The 21,827-nt window shown below is 36.1% G+C and carries 21 protein-coding genes and 1 other RNA gene; 8 read left to right on the top strand and 14 right to left on the bottom strand.

The window, feature by feature from the left end; translation table 11 throughout:
- Window positions 1-139 precede the first annotated feature (139 nt).
- Window positions 140-712, bottom strand: a complete 573-nt coding sequence (locus tag IGK82_RS08835) for a TetR/AcrR family transcriptional regulator (protein WP_002356883.1) — start codon at window positions 710-712, stop codon at window positions 140-142.
- A gap of 250 nt (window positions 713-962) precedes the next feature.
- Here IGK82_RS08835 and IGK82_RS08840 point away from each other — a divergent pair, with 250 nt between their 5' ends.
- Window positions 963-2,201 carry an aminopeptidase gene (locus IGK82_RS08840; protein WP_002362125.1) on the top strand — a complete coding sequence of 413 codons (1,239 nt, stop codon included), beginning with the start codon at window positions 963-965 and terminating at the stop codon, window positions 2,199-2,201.
- Between the two features lie 258 nt (window positions 2,202-2,459).
- Complete coding sequence (locus tag IGK82_RS08845; protein WP_016622455.1) at window positions 2,460-2,840, top strand: PH domain-containing protein; 381 nt, start codon at window positions 2,460-2,462, stop codon at window positions 2,838-2,840.
- 91 nt (window positions 2,841-2,931) lie between these two features.
- On the opposite strand, the gene ffs is transcribed toward IGK82_RS08845, so the two are convergent.
- Both ffs and tadA read right to left on the bottom strand, forming a co-directional pair.
- An RNA gene (gene ffs / locus IGK82_RS08850) (signal recognition particle sRNA small type) lies at window positions 2,932-3,018 on the bottom strand.
- Between the two features lie 39 nt (window positions 3,019-3,057).
- Window positions 3,058-3,579, bottom strand: coding sequence for a tRNA adenosine(34) deaminase TadA (gene tadA, locus IGK82_RS08855; RefSeq protein ID WP_002362126.1), 522 nt, complete (start codon window positions 3,577-3,579; stop codon window positions 3,058-3,060).
- 77 nt (window positions 3,580-3,656) lie between these two features.
- On the opposite strand from tadA, the gene IGK82_RS08860 reads away from it, so the two are divergent.
- Together IGK82_RS08860 and IGK82_RS08865 are read left to right on the top strand one after the other, a co-directional pair.
- Window positions 3,657-4,508, top strand: coding sequence for a PucR family transcriptional regulator (locus IGK82_RS08860; RefSeq protein ID WP_002383772.1), 852 nt, complete (start codon window positions 3,657-3,659; stop codon window positions 4,506-4,508).
- 56 nt (window positions 4,509-4,564) lie between these two features.
- The gene (locus tag IGK82_RS08865) at window positions 4,565-5,410 is read left to right on the top strand and encodes a PhzF family phenazine biosynthesis protein (protein WP_016622456.1); all 846 of its coding nucleotides are present in this window, start codon (window positions 4,565-4,567) and stop codon (window positions 5,408-5,410) included.
- 26 nt (window positions 5,411-5,436) lie between these two features.
- Here IGK82_RS08865 and IGK82_RS08870 read toward each other — a convergent pair whose 3' ends face one another.
- Window positions 5,437-5,775: a hypothetical protein gene (locus tag IGK82_RS08870; RefSeq protein ID WP_002356871.1), complete on the bottom strand. Its 339-nt coding sequence runs from the start codon at window positions 5,773-5,775 to the stop codon at window positions 5,437-5,439.
- An 83-nt stretch (window positions 5,776-5,858) separates the two neighbouring features.
- Complete coding sequence (locus tag IGK82_RS08875) at window positions 5,859-6,563, bottom strand: zinc metallopeptidase (protein WP_002384290.1); 705 nt, start codon at window positions 6,561-6,563, stop codon at window positions 5,859-5,861.
- 198 nt (window positions 6,564-6,761) lie between these two features.
- Between IGK82_RS08875 and IGK82_RS08880 the strand changes: the two genes are divergently transcribed.
- Window positions 6,762-7,115, top strand: coding sequence for a YxeA family protein (locus IGK82_RS08880; RefSeq protein WP_002387247.1), 354 nt, complete (start codon window positions 6,762-6,764; stop codon window positions 7,113-7,115).
- 37 nt (window positions 7,116-7,152) lie between these two features.
- On the opposite strand, the gene IGK82_RS08885 is transcribed toward IGK82_RS08880, so the two are convergent.
- Window positions 7,153-8,157: a nucleoid-associated protein gene (locus IGK82_RS08885; RefSeq protein ID WP_002356866.1), complete on the bottom strand. Its 1,005-nt coding sequence runs from the start codon at window positions 8,155-8,157 to the stop codon at window positions 7,153-7,155.
- A 127-nt stretch (window positions 8,158-8,284) separates the two neighbouring features.
- Complete coding sequence (gene treP / locus IGK82_RS08890) at window positions 8,285-9,751, bottom strand: PTS system trehalose-specific EIIBC component (protein ID WP_002388267.1); 1,467 nt, start codon at window positions 9,749-9,751, stop codon at window positions 8,285-8,287.
- A gap of 211 nt (window positions 9,752-9,962) precedes the next feature.
- Between treP and gloA2 the strand changes: the two genes are divergently transcribed.
- Both gloA2 and IGK82_RS08900 read left to right on the top strand, forming a co-directional pair.
- Window positions 9,963-10,343, top strand: coding sequence for an SMU1112c/YaeR family gloxylase I-like metalloprotein (gene gloA2, locus IGK82_RS08895; protein ID WP_002356864.1), 381 nt, complete (start codon window positions 9,963-9,965; stop codon window positions 10,341-10,343).
- Between the two features lie 21 nt (window positions 10,344-10,364).
- Window positions 10,365-10,847, top strand: coding sequence for an SRPBCC family protein (locus IGK82_RS08900; RefSeq protein ID WP_002356863.1), 483 nt, complete (start codon window positions 10,365-10,367; stop codon window positions 10,845-10,847).
- A 43-nt stretch (window positions 10,848-10,890) separates the two neighbouring features.
- On the opposite strand, the gene IGK82_RS08905 is transcribed toward IGK82_RS08900, so the two are convergent.
- Window positions 10,891-11,991, bottom strand: a complete 1,101-nt coding sequence (locus IGK82_RS08905) for an FUSC family protein (RefSeq protein WP_010820960.1) — start codon at window positions 11,989-11,991, stop codon at window positions 10,891-10,893.
- A 172-nt stretch (window positions 11,992-12,163) separates the two neighbouring features.
- Between IGK82_RS08905 and IGK82_RS08910 the strand changes: the two genes are divergently transcribed.
- On the top strand, window positions 12,164-14,305 hold the full coding sequence (locus IGK82_RS08910; RefSeq protein ID WP_010819516.1) for a GH92 family glycosyl hydrolase: 2,142 nt from the start codon (window positions 12,164-12,166) through the stop codon (window positions 14,303-14,305).
- Window positions 14,306-14,345: 40 nt separating this feature from the next.
- Here IGK82_RS08910 and IGK82_RS08915 read toward each other — a convergent pair whose 3' ends face one another.
- The 6 genes from IGK82_RS08915 to IGK82_RS08940 form a co-directional block, all read right to left on the bottom strand.
- On the bottom strand, window positions 14,346-15,827 hold the full coding sequence (locus tag IGK82_RS08915) for a response regulator transcription factor (protein WP_002359882.1): 1,482 nt from the start codon (window positions 15,825-15,827) through the stop codon (window positions 14,346-14,348).
- Window positions 15,828-15,838: 11 nt separating this feature from the next.
- Window positions 15,839-17,569: a sensor histidine kinase gene (locus IGK82_RS08920; RefSeq protein ID WP_002398203.1), complete on the bottom strand. Its 1,731-nt coding sequence runs from the start codon at window positions 17,567-17,569 to the stop codon at window positions 15,839-15,841.
- A complete protein-coding gene (locus IGK82_RS08925) occupies window positions 17,523-18,158 on the bottom strand; it encodes a YesL family protein (protein ID WP_002362905.1) in 636 nt (211 codons plus the stop codon). The genes IGK82_RS08920 and IGK82_RS08925 overlap by 47 nt, the downstream gene beginning before the upstream one ends.
- Before the next feature lie 70 nt (window positions 18,159-18,228).
- On the bottom strand, window positions 18,229-19,695 hold the full coding sequence (locus IGK82_RS08930) for an ABC transporter substrate-binding protein (protein ID WP_002359878.1): 1,467 nt from the start codon (window positions 19,693-19,695) through the stop codon (window positions 18,229-18,231).
- A 23-nt stretch (window positions 19,696-19,718) separates the two neighbouring features.
- Entirely contained in the window at window positions 19,719-20,642 is a 924-nt protein-coding gene (locus IGK82_RS08935) for a carbohydrate ABC transporter permease (protein WP_002359877.1), read from the bottom strand.
- A gap of 11 nt (window positions 20,643-20,653) precedes the next feature.
- Entirely contained in the window at window positions 20,654-21,610 is a 957-nt protein-coding gene (locus IGK82_RS08940; protein ID WP_002356852.1) for an ABC transporter permease, read from the bottom strand.
- Between the last annotated feature and the right edge of the window lie 217 nt (window positions 21,611-21,827).

A 21,827-nucleotide genomic window follows, 5' to 3' on the forward strand; every position in this document is an offset into this window, starting at 1 on the left:
TTTCTCTTCTTTACTGTAGCATGGTTGCGAATAATCTACCATTAATACACTTAACAAAAAAAGACCGTTCTTTTAAGAAACAGTCTTTTGCTGTAACCTCACAGAAGTTATCAGCATGAGGTTACACTTTTTTTAATTTTTATAGGTCAATATCAATTGGTTCATCTCGTTCAAGAATTGCTTCAATACTATCTTTCATTAAATGAATGATTTGTTCTTCTGAAGGATGGATAATTCCAGAAGTCATCAATGCAGCCACACCAGTAGCGACCACCCATGTTCCCATGTGTAAAGAGTCAATTTGAACATCGTTTAAATTAGCATACTCAGGATCAGCTTTTACCGCTTCAGTAAAATAGTGATAAGAGAATTCTTGCATTTTTTTGCCGCCACCATATTCTTCTAAATAAAGCGCACGGTATAACTTACTTTCACTTGTCGCAAAATGAATATAGTTTAAAGCCAAATCAACAATTGTATTCCCGGTATGTTTTACTGGAAAGACTTCTTTCGCTAAGTATTTATGAATTTTTTGGAATAAAGCATCGCGTAAATCATCCATGTTTTTAAATTCCAAATAAATCGGTTGGGTGGAACATTTCATTTTATTAGCAATATTACGTGCAGTGAACTTCGAAAATCCTTCAGTGGCGACTACTTCATAGGCAGCTGTTAAAATCTGCTCTTTCGTAATGGTTTTTTTTCTTGCCATAATTCCCTATCCCCTTTATTCATTCATATACAACGCTTCCAAATAAATGCTTATGGTTATTGTAACACGATTTTTCTATTATGCAAAATTAGAACAACTCTTTGTACAAAAGTTCACTGAGCGGGAGCACGACAACTTTTACCCCAACTTAAAATAACAGTTGATAAAGGCTTTATTTCGTTGAGTTCCCTGCTCTTCCGTGTTATGATATGAGCAGTCATTACCCATGAAAATGAAGGAGGAATCACGAATGACCTTAGAGAATTTTAATGAAAATCTAAAGAAATATGCACGTTTAATTGCTGAAACGGGTGTCAATGTTCAGGACAATCACACGGTTGTTTTACAAATCAGTGTCGATCAAGCGCCCCTTGCCCGCTTAATTACGGAAGAAGCTTATCGCTTAGGTGCGGCCGAAGTAATTGTTCAATGGAGCGACGAAACCATTCAACGTGAATTTTTAGCTCATGCTGCAACTGATCGTATTGAAAATGTTCCTCAATATAAAATTGATCAAACCGATGATTGGATTGCCAAAGGCGCAAGCCGAATTAGCGTGGTTTCTTCTAATCCTGATGCATTAGCTGGCGTGGATGCACAACGTGTAGCAGCTTTCCAAGCGGCTAATGGGAAAGCATTGGTCAACCTACGAAAAGCAACACAAGCCAACAAAGTAAGTTGGACTGTTGTAGCTGCTGCTAGTGAAGGCTGGGCAGCTAAAGTCTTTCCAGAATTAGCAACAAGTGAAGAACAAGTTGATGCACTTTGGAATGAAATTTTCAAAACAACACGAATTTATGAAGAAAACCCAGTCATTGCTTGGGATATCCATGATAAAAAATTACAAGAAAAAGCGGCTGAATTAAACGAACAACAATTTACTGCTTTACACTACACAGCTCCTGGGACAGATTTAACGATTGGTTTGCCTAAAAACCATTTATGGGAAGGCGCTGGTAGTTATAACGCTCGTGGGGAAGAATTCATGGCTAATATGCCAACAGAAGAAGTTTTCACCGCCCCAGATAGTCGCCGCGTTGATGGTTATGTTTCTAGTACAAAACCACTAAGTTATGCTGGCACAATCATTTCGGGAATGAAATTTACATTTAAAGATGGAAAAGTTGTTGACTTCTCAGCTGAACAAGGCGAAGAAGCATTGAAAAATCTCTTAGCTATTGATGAAGGTGCCAAACACCTAGGGGAAGTTGCTTTAGTACCTGACCCTTCACCAATTTCACAATCCGGTTTGATTTTTTATAATACATTGTTTGATGAAAATGCCTCTAATCATTTAGCCTTTGGTTCGGCCTATGCCTTCAACTTACAAGGTGGCACGGAGATGAGCGAAGAAGAATTAGCTGAAGCTGGTTTAAATCGTAGCCAAACACATGTGGACTTTATGGTAGGATCTGACAAAATGAATATTGACGGCATTAAGGAAGACGGGACGATTGTTCCAGTTTTTAGAAATGGCGATTGGGCATAGTCCTATCAAATGTTGAAACCAAAGTTTTTAGCTCCAAGAAATAAGAAGAAACTGCTTTTATTCAGTAGGTTCTTTTAAAATTTAGAAAGTGAGGCCTAAGTTGCAGCGATTTAGGCCTCACTTTCTTATGCTAAAAAATCAATTGCATTCGAAGGACCTTTAACGTTATAATTAAATTGAAAGCGGATTCTTTTACACGATATAAGTTTACTTTTAAATAAAAGAATTTTTTCAAAAAAGTAGAATTGGAGAATTAACATGGGATTATTTGATGGATTATTAGGGAATGCAACACAAAATAACAATGAAACAGCTGAAAAAGAATTACGGGATGTTTTAATCCCTAACGAAAAAGTAGATATGGCCTTCACTTTAGTAAGAGATTTAATTGTCTTTACAGATAAACGCTTAATTTTAGTCGATAAACAAGGAATCACAGGTAAAAAAGTTGATTATAAATCGATTCCCTACAAAGCTATTTCACGCTTTTCTGTTGAAACTAGTGGACATTTCGACCTAGATGCAGAACTAAAGATATGGATTTCAAGTGCTGAGTTACCTTCAGTAAGTCTTCAATTTAGAAAAGATAAAGATATTGTTGCTATTCAACAAGCCTTAGCAGCTGCTGTATTATCTTGAATCCACAAAAAAAGACAGGAAAGCGACCAACTTTCCTGTCTTTTTAATTTTAGATAAAATAAAAAAGGCTTCTCAGCCTTGATGCGTTCCTTATTCAATCAGACACATGGCGGCACTTGCTTAGTGCTGCTTCCTTCCGGATCTGACACAATTCACTAGCCCGCCATTGTCCTAGCCTTTCGGCAAAACCTAGTATAACGTATTTTTATTCTTTTGACTAGTCTTTCTTTTGATTTTTTAAAAGTTTCTCTTCTTTTTTCTTTGCCCGTAACTTTTTAAAGAACTGAACTAGCAATAAGCGACACTCTTCTTCTAAAACGCCTGCTTCGACATAGGCCACATGATTGAAGCGTTCATCTTCTAATAAATTCATCAATGTGCCAGCAGTGCCTGCTTTAGGATCGGTTGCGCCATAATAAACTTCTGGAATTCGTGCTAAAAGCATCGCCCCACTACACATTGGACAAGGCTCTAAAGTTACAAATAATTGGGTTTCTTCTAGACGCCAATTTTCTATCCCGCGACACGCTTCCTGGATTGCATACATTTCTGCATGCGCCGTTGCTTCTTGCCGTGCTTCTCTCAGATTATGCCCGCGGCCAATAATTTCCCCTTGCCGAACTATCACAGCTCCAATAGGCACCTCAGCCAAACCTTCTGCTTTTTTCGCTTCTGCAATGGCTTCTCGCATAAAAAATTCTTTTTCTTCTTGTGTTAACGTTGTTTCTTTTTTTCCCAATTAATTTCCACCTTTCGGCTTTTTCCCACTAAACTTCTGTCTTGCTTCATGGTACAATAAATCAGTGAGGTGTGTCTATGATTATTGAAAATTTATCTCAGCTTTATCCCAAAGGCTATTTATCAAAAACAATTGGTTCCGAAGCCACCTATTCAATTCCTGTTGACGACCAATTTTTCATTGTGAATAAAGCTTTCTTAAGTATTAAAGAACAGCATTTATTGGAAGCGCTTTTCCCAATTTCTGAAAACCCAACAATTACTGGTAACCATCCTTGGTTCAGTTACTTATTTCAACAGGCAAAATTACCTGCCGAAGGGACCTTTCGTATGTTGCAAATTCAAACGAATGTCACAAAAGAATTACAAGCTGAATGGCAATTTAATTTAACAAAGATGTTTCCAGATACAGTTGATTGTTTCAGTCCAAGTAATAATATGTATATTTTAGTTGAAGAACAGTCAAAAAATACCTTTCAACAAGAAGAAATTCAAGGGATCTTTTTAACATTAGATACAGACTTTGATTGCACTAGTGCTGTATTTGTTGGCAATTTTTATTCCTCTGAAGACATTCTCCGGCGTTGTTTCCATGAAGAACAACGTATTTTTTCAGAAGAACTTAATTCCTCTAGTCGGACGACTGTTTTTAGTTTAACTGATGTTGCCCTCCACTATTTTACCAAAGAAGCCATGAGCCAAAATGTACTTGTTGAGTATTATCGTCGTTTATTAAATAAAGACACCGATATTCAGCCAATCATCAGCGCTTTGTGGAAAAATCAAGGCAATATCAGCTCCACTGCAAAAGATTTATTTATGCATCGAAATACTTTACACTATCGGTTGGAAAAGTTTTTTGAACAAACTGGCTTATCTTTAAAAAAAATGGATGATTTAATCTTTTGTTATTTGTTATTAAGAAAGTAGTACGTCCATTTTTTACTCGTATGTTTTTTATTCCCAATTAGAAAGTAGGCGTTCCAATGAAAATTACCGCATATGTCGCTAGTGCATTTAGTAAAAACCACGAAGGTGGCAACAAAGCAGGCGTTGTTTTTATGACACAGCCCTTAACGAGAACCCAAAAAATGGCCATCGCCAAAGAACTAGGATTTGCAGAAACTGCTTTTATTTCAGACTCAAAGATTGCTGATTTCCGCCTTGAATATTTTACACCAAAAGAAGAAGTCGACTTATGTGGCCACGCGACAATTGGCGCTTTCACCATTATGAAGCACTTAAATAAATTATTGCAAACAGAATATACAATCGAAACGAACAGCGGTTTGCTCGCAATCACGGCGAACGGTGAACAACTATTTATGGAACAAACTGTCCCAACTTTTTATGATACGCTCACTTTAGAAGAATTGAGCGGCTGCTTTGATTTAAACGCAGTGGCAACTGCTTTTCCTATCCAGATTGTGTCAACGGGCCTAAAAGATATTTTGGTTCCCATTAAAAATGCGCAATTATTACAGGATTTACAACCAAACTTTGAAAAAATTAAGTTACTTAGTCAAAAGTATGGAGTTATTGGGATGCATCTTTTTGCTTTGTCTGAAAAAAATATCATTTGTAGGAATTTTGCACCCCTTTATGACATCGATGAAGAAGCCGCTACTGGTACATCAAATGGTGCGTTAGCTTGTTATCTGTACCATCACCAAATTTTACAAAAAACCAATTACACCTTTGCCCAAGGTTATACCTTAAACGCTCCTTCAGAAGTCTTAGTGCGTTTGAACACTACATCCCAAAAGACAATTGATCAAGTTCTAGTTGGTGGCAGAGGCTATTATGTTGAAACAAATGAATTATTTTTATAAAAAAAAGATGGCCTAGGCCATCTTTTTTACTTCATTGCATCTTCAATAAATGTGAAAAAGCGTTCTTTTAAAGAATCTGTATTGTCTTTAACTTTTTCGCCATATTCAGCTAATTTTGAACCGCCATCTTTCACACGATCCACAACATTTAAAACAGAATCTAATTCATCATCAGATAAATCATCGACAATCGATAATAATTTTTGGTTTCCATCAAATTTATCGTCTACAAACTTTTTAACTTTATAACGATTGGAAACATGAGATACCTTCTTAATAATTTTTTCAGAAGCGATGACTGCAACAGAGACACTTGCAACTGCAGCAATGCTTAAACCGATACCAATTTTTGTTGATGCTTTCATTTCCTTCAGCTCCTCTGTTATTTTCTACTTTAATCATAACATATTATTACTTTTATGCGTAATAGAAAGACCTTTACTAGCACTTAGTCTCGTCGGTTATTGCCACCAAATAAAATAACCAAACGTAAAAGTTGTAAAAAGGTCGAAAGCGCCGCTGCTACGTAGGTAAGTGCAGCTGCAAAAAGAACTTTTCTGGCCATTGGGACTTCTTCTTCTGTTAATAACCCACCTTCAGAAAGAATACTTAATGCACGTCTAGACGCATTAAACTCCACCGGTAAAGTCACCAATTGAAAAATCAAGGCTAATGAAAAAGCCAAAATTCCAATGTTGATTAATGTTTGATTCCAACTAAATAAAACACCAATCAAAATTAGTGGAAAGGAAATGGTTGAACCGATGTTGGCAACTGGAACAATAGCTGCACGAAGACGTAAAGGCACATAGTTCGTATGATCTTGTACCGCATGTCCGCATTCATGAGCCGCCACGCCAATAGCCGCGACCGATGTCGATTGAGCAGTGGCTTCGGATAAGCTCAACATTTTGTTTCCAGAATTATAATTGTCAGTTAAATCACCAGCAATTTGCTGAACTCCAACATCATTAATTTGTTCTTTTTGTAAAATATATTGTGCTGCCTGCGTGCCTGTAACATGTTTACTGCTTCGTACTTGATCATATTTACGAAAGGTACTGTTAACATATGCGGAGGCCGCACCAGAAATCGCAATTCCGATAATTACCAATATATAGGTTGGATCGATTCCAAAATAAAAGGGCATCATTGTCCTCTACCTCCATCTTTTTTTCTTTATTGTAGCATGATAGTGAAAAAAAGGGAGCGACAAACGTTGTCTTTTGTTTAAAAAAATGATGAATTTTTCAAGAAAGTGCCGAAACTAACAAAATTGTCACTCAATTAACGGAAAAAAATATGGCAAATTTCCTAAAAAAAAGGCATACTATTCCTTGAGGTGAGGAAAATGAAAACATTACTAAAAATATTAATTCCCATAGTCATTTTAGCCGGTGGTAGCTGGGGCGTTTATAATTACTATTACGGTGGAGAAGCCTATTATACACAAATCACAACATCTGGTGAAAAGAAAGATGAAAAAACAAATTCTGGTGAAGCAATGACCATTTATTACTATCAACAACCTGCGTTTAATAAAAACGGTGAAGAAAAAACCGTGGAATTAAACGAATCCCGTGATCAACCTTTGCGTATGAAAGCCTATCTAAAATTGAAAGTTAATCCCCGTAAAGGCGTGATCAGCTGGAATGAAGTGACAGAAAAAGAAGTCCCTGAAAAAGCTTTAGAAAAATTAAAATAAAGAAAAAACCGTTGGCAAGCGACCAACGGTTTTTTCTTTATAATTGATTACTAATTTTTTCGATATTTTTTAGCATAATGGACACTGTGCCATCTGGATTATTAACAAATTCAATTAAATCGCCATTGCGGTAAACATCTAACGGAACAATTAATTCAATACCGTTATCCATTTTTAACTTCTGTTTGCCAAATTTCTTTTCAGAAATTTCGCGAGATTCTCTGACTGGCGGTGTTTTGTCGACAAACTTCGACTCATTCACTTCTTCTTGGTAAGCTAATTTAGCTGATACATTTTCTTTAAACACTTGCTCAGCAATTTGCTCATTGTCAATCGTTCCCGTTTCCTCAATACTATCATATACCGCTTCTTTTACAGAAGCCATTAGTTCAAACTCATCTTCGTTAAATTTCTTTCCAATGCGTTTGACTGCCTTTTTAATTTCTTTGATATTTTCTTCCATGGAAGGTGCCGCTTGCGTCTCAATCACTTTTTCAGAGAAATACCAGATTTTTTCTCCTGAAAATTCATATCTTTTCTCTAGTAATTCAAACGCTAATGTATCTAAGTCAACCGTAATCCCTTCATCTGGTTTTTGTGATTTTGAAGACAAAATTGCTCGATTGATAATCAGTTTGTTATAAACGGATTCTTCTTCATAGTCGACGTAATGCGTGTAACTTTCTTTATAGTTTAATTTAATCATTGCGACATGTAACACCGTATCTAATTCATATAAAATGAACAAAATATCAGCACTAGGCGCATCTTCGCTTCCTGAATAAACATCATACCAATGTTGGGTAACTTCTTGGCTTTTCTTCACAAAATCACTAGGAATCCCACGTAACGTGTCAACAAAGGAACTATTTTCCGCCAATGTTCCAGTCTTTGTTTGTGCAGTCGAAAGTTTTGAAATTTTTGCAGTTAAATACGTTCGAATATACTCAGTGGTTAAATCTAGTTCCTTTTCAGAAAAAACCGGCGTCCCAGTTTCTCGATCAATAATGTGTAAAATTGCTTTTTTTAAATAAATATCCATTTTTACGCTCTCCTTTTCTCAACCTTTTTAGTCTAACTGAAAGAGAGAAAAAAGCCAATAGTTTCTATAAAAAGAAGAAGAATTCGTAGACAAATGTCTACGAATTCTTCTTAACTTCAAAAAGCGATTACCCTTCTTCGCTGTATAACATCCCTGTTGCTTCATCAACTGGATCGACTTTATTAAAGATGCCTTTCTTTCTGAAAATATAAGTTAAGCCCATTGGTACGATAATCGCAATCACCATTGCGACTAAAAACGGCAAGTAATATTGTGGCACAATAGATAAAATTCCTGGCAAGCCACCGACGCCGATACTTGTCGCACGAACGCCCATTAAAGTGGCAAACATTCCGGCCATTGCCGAACCAATCATGCCCGCAACAAATGGATAAACATATTTTAAGTTGATCCCAAACATCGCTGGTTCAGTCACACCTAGGTAACAAGAAATCATCGCTGGAATCGAAACTTGTTCTTCTTTTTTGTTTCCACGATGCATAAAGATAACCGCTAAAACAGCTGAACCTTGTGCAATATTTGATAGAGCAATCATTGGCCATAAGTTGGTTGACTGAAAGTCAGCAATCAACTGTAAATCAATCGCATTACTCATATGATGCAACCCAGTGATGACTAATGGTGCGTACATAAAGCCAAAGACGGCGCCAAATAACCAATTAAATGTTGACGTTAATCCTGCATTTACGATATCAGAAACCCAACTACCAATCGTCCAACCGATTGGTCCTAAAATGACATGTGCAGCCAATACTGTTGGTACTAAAGCAAACAATGGGACAAAAATCATTGAAATTGCTTGAGGAATCACTTTTCTAAAGAAAATTTCAAGATAGGCAAGCAAGAAGCCGGCTAACATGGCTGGGATAACTTGCGCTTGATAACCAATCATGTTAACTTGAGCAAACCCAAAATCCCAGAAAGGAATTTCTGCTGCTTTAGTCGTCGCAACTGAATAAGCATTCAGAAGTTGTGGTGAGACTAATGTAATCCCTAGGACAATCCCCAAGATTTGTGTGGTTCCCATTTTCTTCGTAATACTCCACGTAATCCCAACTGGCAAGAAGTGGAAAATTGCTTCGCCGATTAACCATAAGAATGAATTGACTCCATTCCAAAATTGAGAAACTTCCACGATTGTTTGACCATCAAGAAAGCCAAATGGAACCCCTTCCAAAATATTGCGGAACCCTAAAATCAATCCCCCGATAACAAGTGCAGGAATTAATGGTGTAAAAATCTCAGCTAAAACAGAAACAACTCGTTGAACAGGACTCAAATTACTTTTGGCAGCTGCTTTCCCTTCTTCTTTTGAAACCCCTTCTAAACCGGAAATTGCAGAAAAATCATTATAAAATTGTGGGACTTCATTCCCAATAATTACTTGAAACTGTCCAGCATTGGTAAAGGTTCCTTTTACAGAAGGAATATCTTCAATCACAGGTACATCCGCTTTTTTTGGATCTTTTAATACAAAACGCATTCGAGTTGCACAATGAGAAACAGCTGAAATATTTTCTTTGCCTCCTACTGCTTTCAACAACTGTTGTGCATCGCTTTGAAACTTACCCATTTTACATTCTCCTCTCAAACTTGTATATACAATTAAGTTGTATATACATCATACTTGATTATTCTTTTTTTGGCAAGCGCTTTCTTTCAAAAAAATAATTTTATTTTTTTGCAAATCCCTTGTCTTTTCTTAAAGAGTCAAACAGAACGCTTTTTTAGCTGCTTCTTTATTGCTATACTACAGAGGGAAAAAACGAAAAGGAGTATGAAAAATGTTTTTTAAAGAAATTCATCATGTGGCAATCAATGCCTCAAATTATCAAGCAACTAAAAATTTTTATGTCGAAAAGTTGGGCTTTGAAGTTCTTCGCGAAAATCATCGTCCCGAAAAAAACGATATTAAATTAGATTTAAAATTAGGCAGCCAAGAATTGGAAATTTTTATTTCTGATCAATTTCCCGCTCGCCCCTCTTATCCTGAAGCTTTAGGATTACGTCATTTAGCTTTTAAAGTTGAACATATTGAAGAAGTGATTGCTTTTTTAAATGAGCAAGGAATTGAAACAGAACCGCTACGAGTAGATGATTTTACGGGTGAAAAAATGACCTTCTTTTTTGATCCAGATGGACTACCTTTAGAACTTCATGAATAATAAATAAAGGAGAGAAACAAAATGAAAGATACCTTTCGCTTAGAAAACCAGACGATTTATTTTGGTACAGAACGGGCAATTTCAGCCAGCCCTCAAACGATTTGGCGCTACCTGACTGAGACAGACAAGCTAAAACAATGGTTTCCAGAATTAGAAATTGGTGAATTAGGTGTTAACGGGTTTTGGCGGTTTATTCTGCCCGATTTTGAAGAAACAATGCCTTTCACTGATTATGCAGAGGAAAAATATCTGGGCGTGACTTGGGATACTGGTATCATCTATTTTGACTTAAAAGAACAAGCACCTCATCAGACCCTGTTAGTCTTTTCAGAATCTCTCCCAGAAAATTTTACAACACCTCGCCATAAAGATATCGCTGGTTGGTCAATTGTTCTCAACCGCTTGAAGCAAGTAGTTGAAACCCCTGATGCAGCACCAGAAAAAATAGATTTTCCGCAAATAGAAAATCATTACTTGGAAAAATTAACGAATTTAGAAAATTAAAAAGTGTGGCACAACGGGTAAATCACCCTCTGTGCCACACTTTTTAAAAACGCAAGATACGCTGATAAACAAATAAACCTAAATCAATTAAGCAAACAACAAAAATTGCCAATAATACAAAAGAGACCCGCAACTCTGCGGCATACATCCCTCGTAAACTAATTGTTGCCAAACATAACCCAAAAATCGTTGCCATTGTCACTTGTAACACGGTTCCTGGTTTTAGGGCATAAACAAAAATGCCAATCAAACTAGAAACAACGAGGTGTGTCAGTGGCAATTGAAGCCAATTGACAACAAACAGACTAAGGAAACATCCTAAAAGAGTCCCCCAAAAACGTGTCTTAATACGCGTATTCATTTCTGCTTTCACTGGATGCAAGAGTAGAAAAACATTCATCGGAATCCAAATTATTTTAATGCCTCCTACACTCCACATTAAAATAAAACTCAGCGTAATGGTGAAACTCATACGAATAGCTAAACGAAATCGTTGCACCCTTTCGTCAGGACTTTCTAAAAATTGTTTGAAACTTGTAATCCCCAAAAAAGTCTGTTGTAAGTCGTGCCAGAAATTAACAACCGTCAATTTTTGTTGCTTCATATTTAATTGAATACTTTTATGGCCTCTACTCTTTAAGCTGGTAAGCTGACTTAATCCTGTTTGCCACCAAGCGTTTAGTGTTAAAGCCAATAAAAAAAGACCAATTAAAAAGGCCACAACTTGAGATTGCATCAAAAATGTATTTCCTTTAACCTGGATTAACTGACAAAACGTAAACATCATCAAATAACTATGATACCGCATCGGTGTCGCAGATGAATAAAATAAATAAACAATTAAAAATGTCACACTACTATTTAAAATAATAGACCAGCTAAAGGAACTACTAGCTATAAATGCTAAAAAACTGATCACAAATTGCCTGATACTCATTTTGAGCAGCGCTACAAATGAATAATCTTTTTTATAGTTAATTTTAAACATAATAGTAAATACAGGCACCATAATTAAATAGCTTGGGGAAAATAAAAAATCCAATGTATAAAAACTAACCAAAAAAAAGGCGATGACTGGGAAAATGGCCCAAACATACGCAAAAAATTGCTGACTTTTTGTACTAAAAAAATAAATAACAATCACTCCAATATCGATTCCTTATCCATTGTAACATGCTTGTCAATTCCCTCCTCAAATTGAATATACCAATTCGTTAAAAATAAATAAAAAAGCAAATAAATACGCTTTCATTTCTTGTTTTTTGTGCTATAATCAGCCTATATGATATATCATTTAAAACAAAGGAGCTACTTTCATGAATATTCAAGCGATTGATACGCGACACGGAACTGCCAACCAACATAGTTTTTCAAATGGAAATTGTCTACCCTATACTGGCGTGCCATTTGGGATGAATTTTTACGCCCCGCAAACAACTGACCAAAAAGGCAGCTGGTGGTTTCATCCAGAAGATCGAACATTTCAAGGCTATCGAGTAACGCATCAACCAAGTCCTTGGATGGGTGATTTTAGTCATTTATTAATGACCCCTGTCAGTGGTTCATTGTCGGAACTTTCTTTATTCCATGCCCAAAGTTCTTATCGTCCAGAAGAAAGCCTTTTTTCTCCTGTCGAAATTAATTTAACTCAATTACGCTATCAAATAACTTCTCAATTAATCCCAAGCATGTATGGTGGTATCTTAACCATTGATTATCAACAAAAAGATAATCACTTACTACTAACTCTGCCTGGACGTTATCAAGTAAAACAATTAGATGACCATCAAGTGGCTGTAAAAGTCATCAACTATTCTGGTTGTGAAGATCCAGATTTTAGTTTTTATTTTGTTCTTCATTTTGAACAGCCTTTAACCAAATGGTTTGCCCCTTCTTCAGGTGAAGATGGCAAAATCCTTCTTTCTTTTGGAAATATTGCTCAACAAGTTGTTCATTTTAGTAGTTCATTTATTTCTGAAAAACAAGCGCAGTTAAATTTAGCGCGAGAAATCTCTTTGCGTTCTACTGAGATGCTGCAACAAGGAATCGCAGATTGGCATAATTATTTCGATCGCCTTAAAGTAACGCATGAAAACCCTGAACATACTAAAACGTTTTATCATACACTGTATCGAACATTCCTATTTCCGCAAACCTTTTATGAATTGGACGAAAATCAGCAGCCGATTCATTATGATACGTTCTCGCAAACGGTTCGTCCTGGTGTACTATATACCAATAATGGCTTTTGGGATACTTATAAAACGGTCTACCCATTGTTCTCACTAATTGCTCAAGAAAAATACGAAGAGATGCTAGAAGGCTTTTTAAATAGTTACAACGAAACAGGTTTCTTGCCAAAATGGTTATCTCCAGATGAGCGTGGTTTAATGCCCGGCACCTTGATTGACGCTGTCATTGCTGATGCCGCCGTGAAAAAGATTCGTCCTGACTTGATGCCTCAGTTCCTAGAAGCGATGAAAAAAGGTGCCACACAACAAAGCGAACGAGAAAATTATGGACGTCAAGGAACTCTGGATTATCTAAAATATGGCTATGTTCCTTCAACCTATCATGAATCTGTCAATCATACCTTAGACTATGCGTACAGCGATTTCTGTATTTCGCAAGTTGCAAAAACACTGAATGATTCAGAGACCGCAACATTTTATCGTCAACAAGCCTTGAATTATCAACAACTTTTTAATCCTGAAACTGGCTTTATGCAAGCCAAGGACACTGAAGGCAATTTCCGTCCTAACTTTTTAGATATTCGTTGGGGCAAAGATTACGCCGAAGGAAGTGCTTGGCAATCAAGTTTTGCGGTTTATCAAGATTTTGCAGGTTTGATTAAGCTATATGGTAGCGAGTTAGCTTTCGAAAAAAAATTAATTCAGCTATGCAATCAAGCGCCTAACTTTAACGTTGAAGGCTATGGTTTTGAAATTCATGAAATGAGTGAAATGGCGGCAATTGATTTTGGTCAATTAGCCATCTCAAATCAACCCAGTTTCCATTATCCGTTTCTATTCAGCTACATCGGCAAACCAGAGATGGCTCAACCACTTTTAAAACAACTAATGCAAACATTTGATGCTTCACCAACTGGCTATCCAGGTGATGAAGACAATGGCAGCATGTCTGCTTGGTATATTTTTAATAGCTTAGGCTTTTATCCCGTCACACCAGGAACTGGTGAATATGTAATCGGGATGCCTTTAGTCCAGACGGCGGAAGTAAAACTATCAAATGGTAAACAGTTAACCATTCAGACATCACCAAACAAAGTCCAACAACAATTTATTCATGAAATTCAGTTAAACCAAGAAAAACATACTGCGCCTTATTTTACTCATCAAGAACTATTAAATGGCGGGACTTTAGATTATCAATTAGGGATCGTCCCGAATCCACAAACCACAGCAGAACGACCGTTTTCATTAAGTACGGAAAAATAATAAAAAGAAAGATGTTCATAAAAATTGAACATCTTTCTTTTTATTCTTCGACACCTGCGTAATTTGATTGGTATTGCTCTCGAAATTCTTTTGGGGTAATTCCATTTAATTTTTTAAACATTTTTGAAAAATAGTTGGTATTGTTAAATCCTACTTTTTCTGAAATTTCGTTGATTGTATCATCCGTGTACAATAATAATTTCTGGGCATGTTTGGTACGCACTTGATTCAAATATTGAGAAAAACTTCGCTTGGTTTCTTTTTTGAAAATTTGGCCTAAATAACTAGGGTTCAAATGAAGCTCATCCGCCACCGTTTTTAAGTTTAATTCTTCTAAATAGCCTTGTTCAATTCTTTCTACAGCTTGGCTAACACTTTCTGAATATTTTTTTATTTTAGGTTTATTTTTCACTTCTGCCAAGACTTGCTGCATTAACGCATACAGTGTATTAAGATTGTTGCTAGCTCGAATTTCTTCCACGATTTTTTCATAGTTTTCTTCTAACACAGTTGGATACTGACGGGAGATATCTGAAAAAAGTAAGAAGACTACATAGCGTACATATTCTGGCGTAGCGTGTTGTTGACTTAACTGATTGAAAATGGCATCTAATTCCCGTTGAATGGTCTGCATATCCCCAATCATCAAGGCTTGGTTAAACGCTAGGAAAGTAAAATCTTCTGCCGAACGATTCATTTGTTCTTTTTGATTATTTGGCAGAAATTCTTGATAGAACGTTTCAATTGCTTGCAACTGTTTTACTTTCTCATAACTTTCATAAACCGTTTCCCATTCATTCACAGATTCCCCTACAAAAATCTGACCTTGACCAGCTAGAATCGCTTCAATTTCACGAATAAATAAGAACGCTTCTTGTCTGGCCCCTTTATAGATAAGTAACAATTGGTGGTACGTACTCATCCAACTTTCAATGAATAACAGTTGGCCTTTTTTCATAAATAGTTCCTTGATTGTTTCTAAAAATGGCATCTCAGCTTCAACCAATAAAACGGTAAAATCACCTGGTTTTATAGTCGCAAATTGCTGCATTAACTCTTCGTATTCCCCTTCGCTGATTTCATCATTAAGCCAACGCATCAAGCCATTTTCTAGATATAGACGCACGCGGGCATGGGATTTTTTTTGTTGGTCCAATTCTGTTTTAATTCTCTGGATATTGGCTAATAGTTCTTGCTTATTGACTGGTTTCAAAAGATAATCTTGGACCTGCAAAGCCATGCCTTTTTTGACGTAATCAAACTCTTGATAACCTGATAAAATTAAACTAATAAATTGATGTCCTTTTTTCTTTGCTTGCTCAATTAATTCGATCCCGCTCATTTCTGGCATCGTAATATCTGTTAATAAAACATCAATGGATTCTGTTTCTAAAAAAGCCAATGCTTCTTGCGCACTACGCGCTGTTTTAACAATTTCAAAGCCTAACTCTTGCCAAGGAATAATCCATTTTAAGCCTTCTAAAATCATATATTCATCATCAACAAACATCACTCGATACATCTTTTCACCCCTTATGCTACAAACGAAAGACGAATTGTCGTCCCTTCTCCTTCTTTCCCTTCAATGGTTAAACCATAACTCTCCCCAAAAAAGCGTTGTAAACGTTCATGAACATTTCTTAACCCAATGGATTGTTCCGTGTCTATTTCTGTTTGATTTAAACGTTCGCGAATTTCCTCTAACCGATTGGCGGTAATTCCTTTTCCATTATCCACAACAGCCACAATAATTTTTTCGCCTTCTCGGTAGGCGTGGACCTTGATAGCATTGTCTTGTCGTTGATAGTCAATTCCATGCACAAAATAATTTTCGACAAGCGGCTGAATGATAAACTTAGGAATTTCAACATCAGCAATTGCTTCTTCTATTTCGAACTTATAGGCAAATTGGTCGGGATAACGCATTTGATACAAATACACATATTTTTCGCAAAATGAGATTTCCTCTGCCAAGGTCGTGGTTTTTTCTTGGTTAATATTATTCCTAAGTAACGTTGAAAAAGCATAGACAACATCAGCTAGTTCTTCTTGTTGCCGACTCAAGGCATACATGCGAATATATTCCAACGTATTATAAAGAAAATGAGGATTAATTTGCGACTGTAATGCTCTCATGTGGGCATCGCGTTGCTTAATTTCTAAAGTATAAATATCGTGAATGTATTGATCTAAACTGTCTACCATAAAATTAATCGCAGAAGCAATATCATTCAATTCTTCCTGAACTTGATTCGTGTCAATTCGTTCTTTTAAATTGCCATCGCCAATGGCTCGTGTCGCTTCTAAAATTAATTGGACTTGTTGAGAATAGCGTTTAAACAGGCGGTTTAAGCCCACTAATAAAATAACAATCAAAAGTAACCCAATCCCTAAAATGGCCGCATAATTCATAAACAATTGTTGAAATAAGACTCGGCGGCTTGTTAATAAGAGAATGGTACTCCGGCCACTGCTTTCTATTTCCGTAATATCGTAGCGATTATGAAAAACCTGTTGAATGTCACTATCGGTGTGCATTCTTTTATCTAGTTGCCGCTCTTCTTCTTTGGTAAATTGTGCTTTTTCAGAAAAAATTTGATTTCCAGCACTATCATAGATAAACGCATTAATACCTGATTTTTTCAATAAGTCTGCTTGGTTGCCTAGCAACTCTTGACTTGAAAACACAGTGTACAACTCTCCCAGCGGTTGTCCTGTATAAGGATCGGAGATAATTCGCATTAGTTGAAAGCCATGTTTTTTAATTGATGACATATCCATTTTTTTCCCATTTGTAGCTGTGCGATTGGCGAACAAAACCTGATCAAATTCATCTAAGCGAATAATCACTTCTTCTAAGTCAGGAAAGGTGCTAAATAATGTACTTAAATTATTTCCAAAGTGGGTACTGACCCGATCTTCCGACCATTGGCTGTAAGTATAGTCAAAATACTCAGGAGGAGAAAGTTCCATATATTTTCGCATGTTTTCAATTTTACTTGCAGAGCCAGCTAATTCATTAATCATATTCGTCGCCGCATTATTTTTATTCGTTACATAGCTGTCAATTTGGGAAACGGCGTTATTTTTTTGTGAATCAATTGATAAGTTAATTGTATAAGTAACATAAACGCACAAAGCAGCCACCGTTAACAAAATAATACTTGTTAACAGTAGACTGTATTTTTGTACTAATCGATTTAATAAATATTTTTTTTTAAACAGTTTTTTGAAGATTCGCTTCATTTTGTTCCAACTTTCCATCAATAAACTGGCGATTTTTACGCGTGACATAGGCACACCACATCATAATTAAGGCAAACGAAGCAAATAGTAGCAGTCCTTTCATTTTCCAAGTTAAAGCAACGATACTAATTACACCGAATAAGACTTTAAAAAATACACCGAGGTTTAAAAAGATACTGATAAATGAAAGCTTCATTAAATCAATAGTTGAGATAAAATAGCTTCCTTCATATAGTAGCATATAAATGTAAAAAATAACGAGTATTAGGGAAACAAAAAATAAAATAAATGTAATAATTAACCACATTATTCCGGTAAATTGAACGGCTAAATAAATATTATAAAAAACAAATCCTAAAGTGAAGAGAAAAAGTAAAAAATAACAGTTACTTCTTTTAAAATGTGCTTTCCATGATTCAAATGCTCGTTTAACGGTAATTGCTTGATAATTCATACCCTCTTCCAAAATGAAATCAGTCATCATTTGGAGTGCTGGACCAACACCAAAAATAATCCCTCCAGCTAAACTAAATAAAACAAACAGTAAATTTAGTTTGATTACTGTCCAGGAAAGGTAAAACAACCGTTGAATCCCTGTACTTTCCATCTTCCTCTTCCTTTCTATTATGTAAAAGGCTGAGCCAAAAGCGCTCAGCTAATGCCTCAGCCTCCTGTGATTATTTTTGAGATTGGATATATTCGTCTAATTGTGTTTGCATTTCTTTTTGAACTTTATCCCAGCCAGCTGTTTTTAGGTCATCCATTAATTTTGGAAGTGTTTCTTCTGGATCAACAGTTCCTGTATTTAAGCTTGCTGCGTAACGGTTCATAACTGTAGCAACGTTAGTGATTTCAGTTTTCACTTTATCATTTACAAAAGTAAAACCAAGAATTGGTGAATCTTTTGCTTCTTCGATGCTCTTATCACGTTCTTTAACCATTTCTTCAGTGACAGATTCTTCTGGCCAAATGATTAAGTTGTTTCCTGTGTTCCAAGCACTCAAGTGAGTTGTTGGTGTGTAATCTTTCAATAATTTCACACGATCATCGCCAACTTTTTCATATTGTTTGCCTTCTTCACCATAAACAAGTCCGTTTAACAATTCTGGATTGCTGTTTAATAAACCTAACAATTCAACAGCTTTTTCTTTGTTTTTAGACGTGTTTGCAACAACATAGTTAGCCATTTGCGCTTGTGATGTTGTTTTTAATGGTTCTGTTAGTGGACGAGAAACAAGTGGTTTGCCAGCAGCTTGTGTTAAGATTGTATCACCATAATCCATAGGTCCTTGTGTTTCTTGACGCATGAACCAAGTATTGGTATTTAAGTCATATGGTGTTGTACTTGTAGCAGCATCTGTTGGAATCAAGCCATCTTTATACCATTGATGTAAAACTTTTAAGTTATTAATCATGTCTTTGTCGGCATATTGGTTAATAATTTTTGGTGAGCCAGTATCAGTTGTTTTTACTGCAAATGGATATTGGTTACCAATAGGGAAGTCATAATTACCTGTTGCAAAGAATGTTTGGCCGATAGCAAAAGCAGCAATATTTGGTTCTTTTTTATGGAATTCTTTTAGAACTTCCGTTGCACTTTCATAACTACCATCGACTTTACTAATATCTAAATTGTATTTATCGACATATTCTTTATTAAAAGTTAAAACTTGTTGACCGTAAGAGTTACCTAAAATTGGGAACGCATACAGTTTTCCATTGATCGTATTTCCTTTAATATAGTTATCTGGCAATTGATCATAGGCTTCTTTTGCATATTTAGGTGCTAAATCAGTTAAATCAGCATAGGCGCCTTTTTGTGCATTCGTTGCATAATTTTGTGCTAATGAAATATCATAGCTTTCACCAGAAGCAACGATTGTTGACATTTTTTGGTCCCAATCGCCCCAACCAACAAATTCCATTTTTAATTTTGCCCCAATTTTTTTCTCGATAATTTTATTCGCATTATCGATTAATTGGTCATAATTATCTGGTTTGTCCCCAACACGATACATTAATAACGTTGGTGTACTATCATCACCTTTTGACGCTGCATCTTTTGAAGATTTACCGCACGCGCTTAGTCCTACAGCTAAAGCTGCTGCGCCAGCTACGGCTAATCCTTTTTGCCATTTTTTCATTCCTTATTTCCTCCTGTACAATTTTATTCTTTCACGCCGCCGATTGTTAAACCACCCACGAAATATTTTTGGAAAAATGGGTAAGTTAACGCAATTGGTAACGTAGATAAGACAACAATCGCCATTCGAGCCGATTCACTTGGTAGAACGCCTAACCCTTCTTGTGCTGCTGCACCCATATCCGTACTTCTCGATAAGAACTCTAAGTTGTTTTGAATTTTCATCAATAAATACTGTAATGGTACCAAGGTATCTTTTTGAATGTAAAGTAATGCATTGAACCAATCGTTCCAATAACCCAAAGCCGCAAATAAACTAATTGTGGCAATCCCTGGAACGGCTAGCGGTAACACAATGCTGACAAAAATGCGCATTTCACTTGCGCCATCAATACGTGCCGATTCAATAATACTGTCAGGCACGGTTTTCTTGAAAAACGTTCGCATCACTAAAATATTAAATGGTCCTAAAGCTAAAGGCAAAATTAACGCCCAAATTGTATCTTTCAATTGCAATAAGTTTGTCATTACTAAATAGTTCGCAACCATCCCTGGTGAAAATAACATTGTAATTAACGCAAACAATGTAAAGAATTTTTTAAATGGAAAGTTGGAACGAGAAATGACATAGGCATATAATGACGTCATTGTTGCATTGACAATCGTCCCTGTCACCGTAATGAAGACCGTTACCCCTAAGGCATGAATAATGCGTTGACTCATTGCCCCTTGGAAAATGTAACGATAGGCCTCCAATGAAAATTCTTTTGGCCAAAACCGGTAGCCGTTTGCTGCTAATGATCCTTCACTTGTCAATGAAATCATAATAACAAAGAAAAACGGAACCACACAGGAAATAGCAAAAATCGCAATGACAATATTGAAAATCAAATTCGCTGTCGGGTTGAAGGATCGAACGTTAACGCTAGTGACTTTTTTCTTTTTCATAATCCTTCCTCCTAAAATAGTGCTGAATCTGGTTCAATTCGACGAACAACTAAATTCGCAATTAATAACAAACATGCCCCAACGACAGATTGATATAACGCTGCAGCTGCCGTCATGCCTACATCACCAGTAGCCGTTAAGCCATTGTAAATATAGGTATCTAACACACTTGTCACATTGTAAAGCGCACCTGAGTTTCTTGGTACGATGTAGAACAAACCAAAGTCTGCTCTGAAGATACCGCCGATGTTTAAAATTAATAAAACAGACATCATTGGTAAAATTTGTGGAATCGTAACATTTTTTATTTGTTGCCATTTGTTGGCACCATCTACCATCGCTGCTTCATAGTATGTCGGATCAATCCCCATCACAGAAGCATAGTAGATAATACTGTTGTAGCCTAGACTCTTCCAAACATTTAGGAAGACAAAAATTACTGGCCACCAACGTGGATCTGCATACCAGTTAATCATTGTGCCGCCATTACCAGTAATCCATTGATTCAAAATCCCTTTATCTGGACTTAAAAAGGCATAAACAAAATAGTTAATAACCATCCAAGATAAGAAATATGGTAGCAATGACATCGTGTGATAAACTTTAACCAAGCGACGATTTCTTAATTCACTCATAATAATAGCAAAAGCAATCGCGAAGAATAAGTTAAAGGCTAAAAAGACGACATTGTACAAAATGGTGTTTCTAGTAATTAACCAAGCATCTTTTGACGCAAATAAAAATTTAAAGTTTTCAAAACCAACCCAAGGACTTTCTCTTAGACTAGCTAAGAAACCATCTGGTGAAATATGAAAATCTTTAAATGCGACCACATTGGCTAAGACTGGTATATAGAAGAAAAATATAAACCAGATAAATCCTGGTAACGCCATAAGGATTAAGGCCTTATAACGCCATACATTTTGAAAAAACCCGTTTTTCTTCTTCATTCGTTTCGCTCCTTTCATAAATATAATAGCGTTTTCATAATATCTTTTTAAGGAACAAATTATAGGATTTGAGAAACAAATTATAGATTTTGTGTCATTTTAAGGTAAAAATTTACCGAAATGACTGTTCTTTGTGAAAACGTTTATCTGATATTTTTTTTACAACTGTTTAAGAACCTTAAAAACAATTGGCTAAACCTCACTCATAAAGCGATTTTGCTAGCGTGTATTTGTT

It is taken from the genome of Enterococcus sp. AZ197, from assembly GCF_050556405.1.
Lineage (GTDB): Bacteria > Bacillota > Bacilli > Lactobacillales > Enterococcaceae > Enterococcus > Enterococcus faecalis.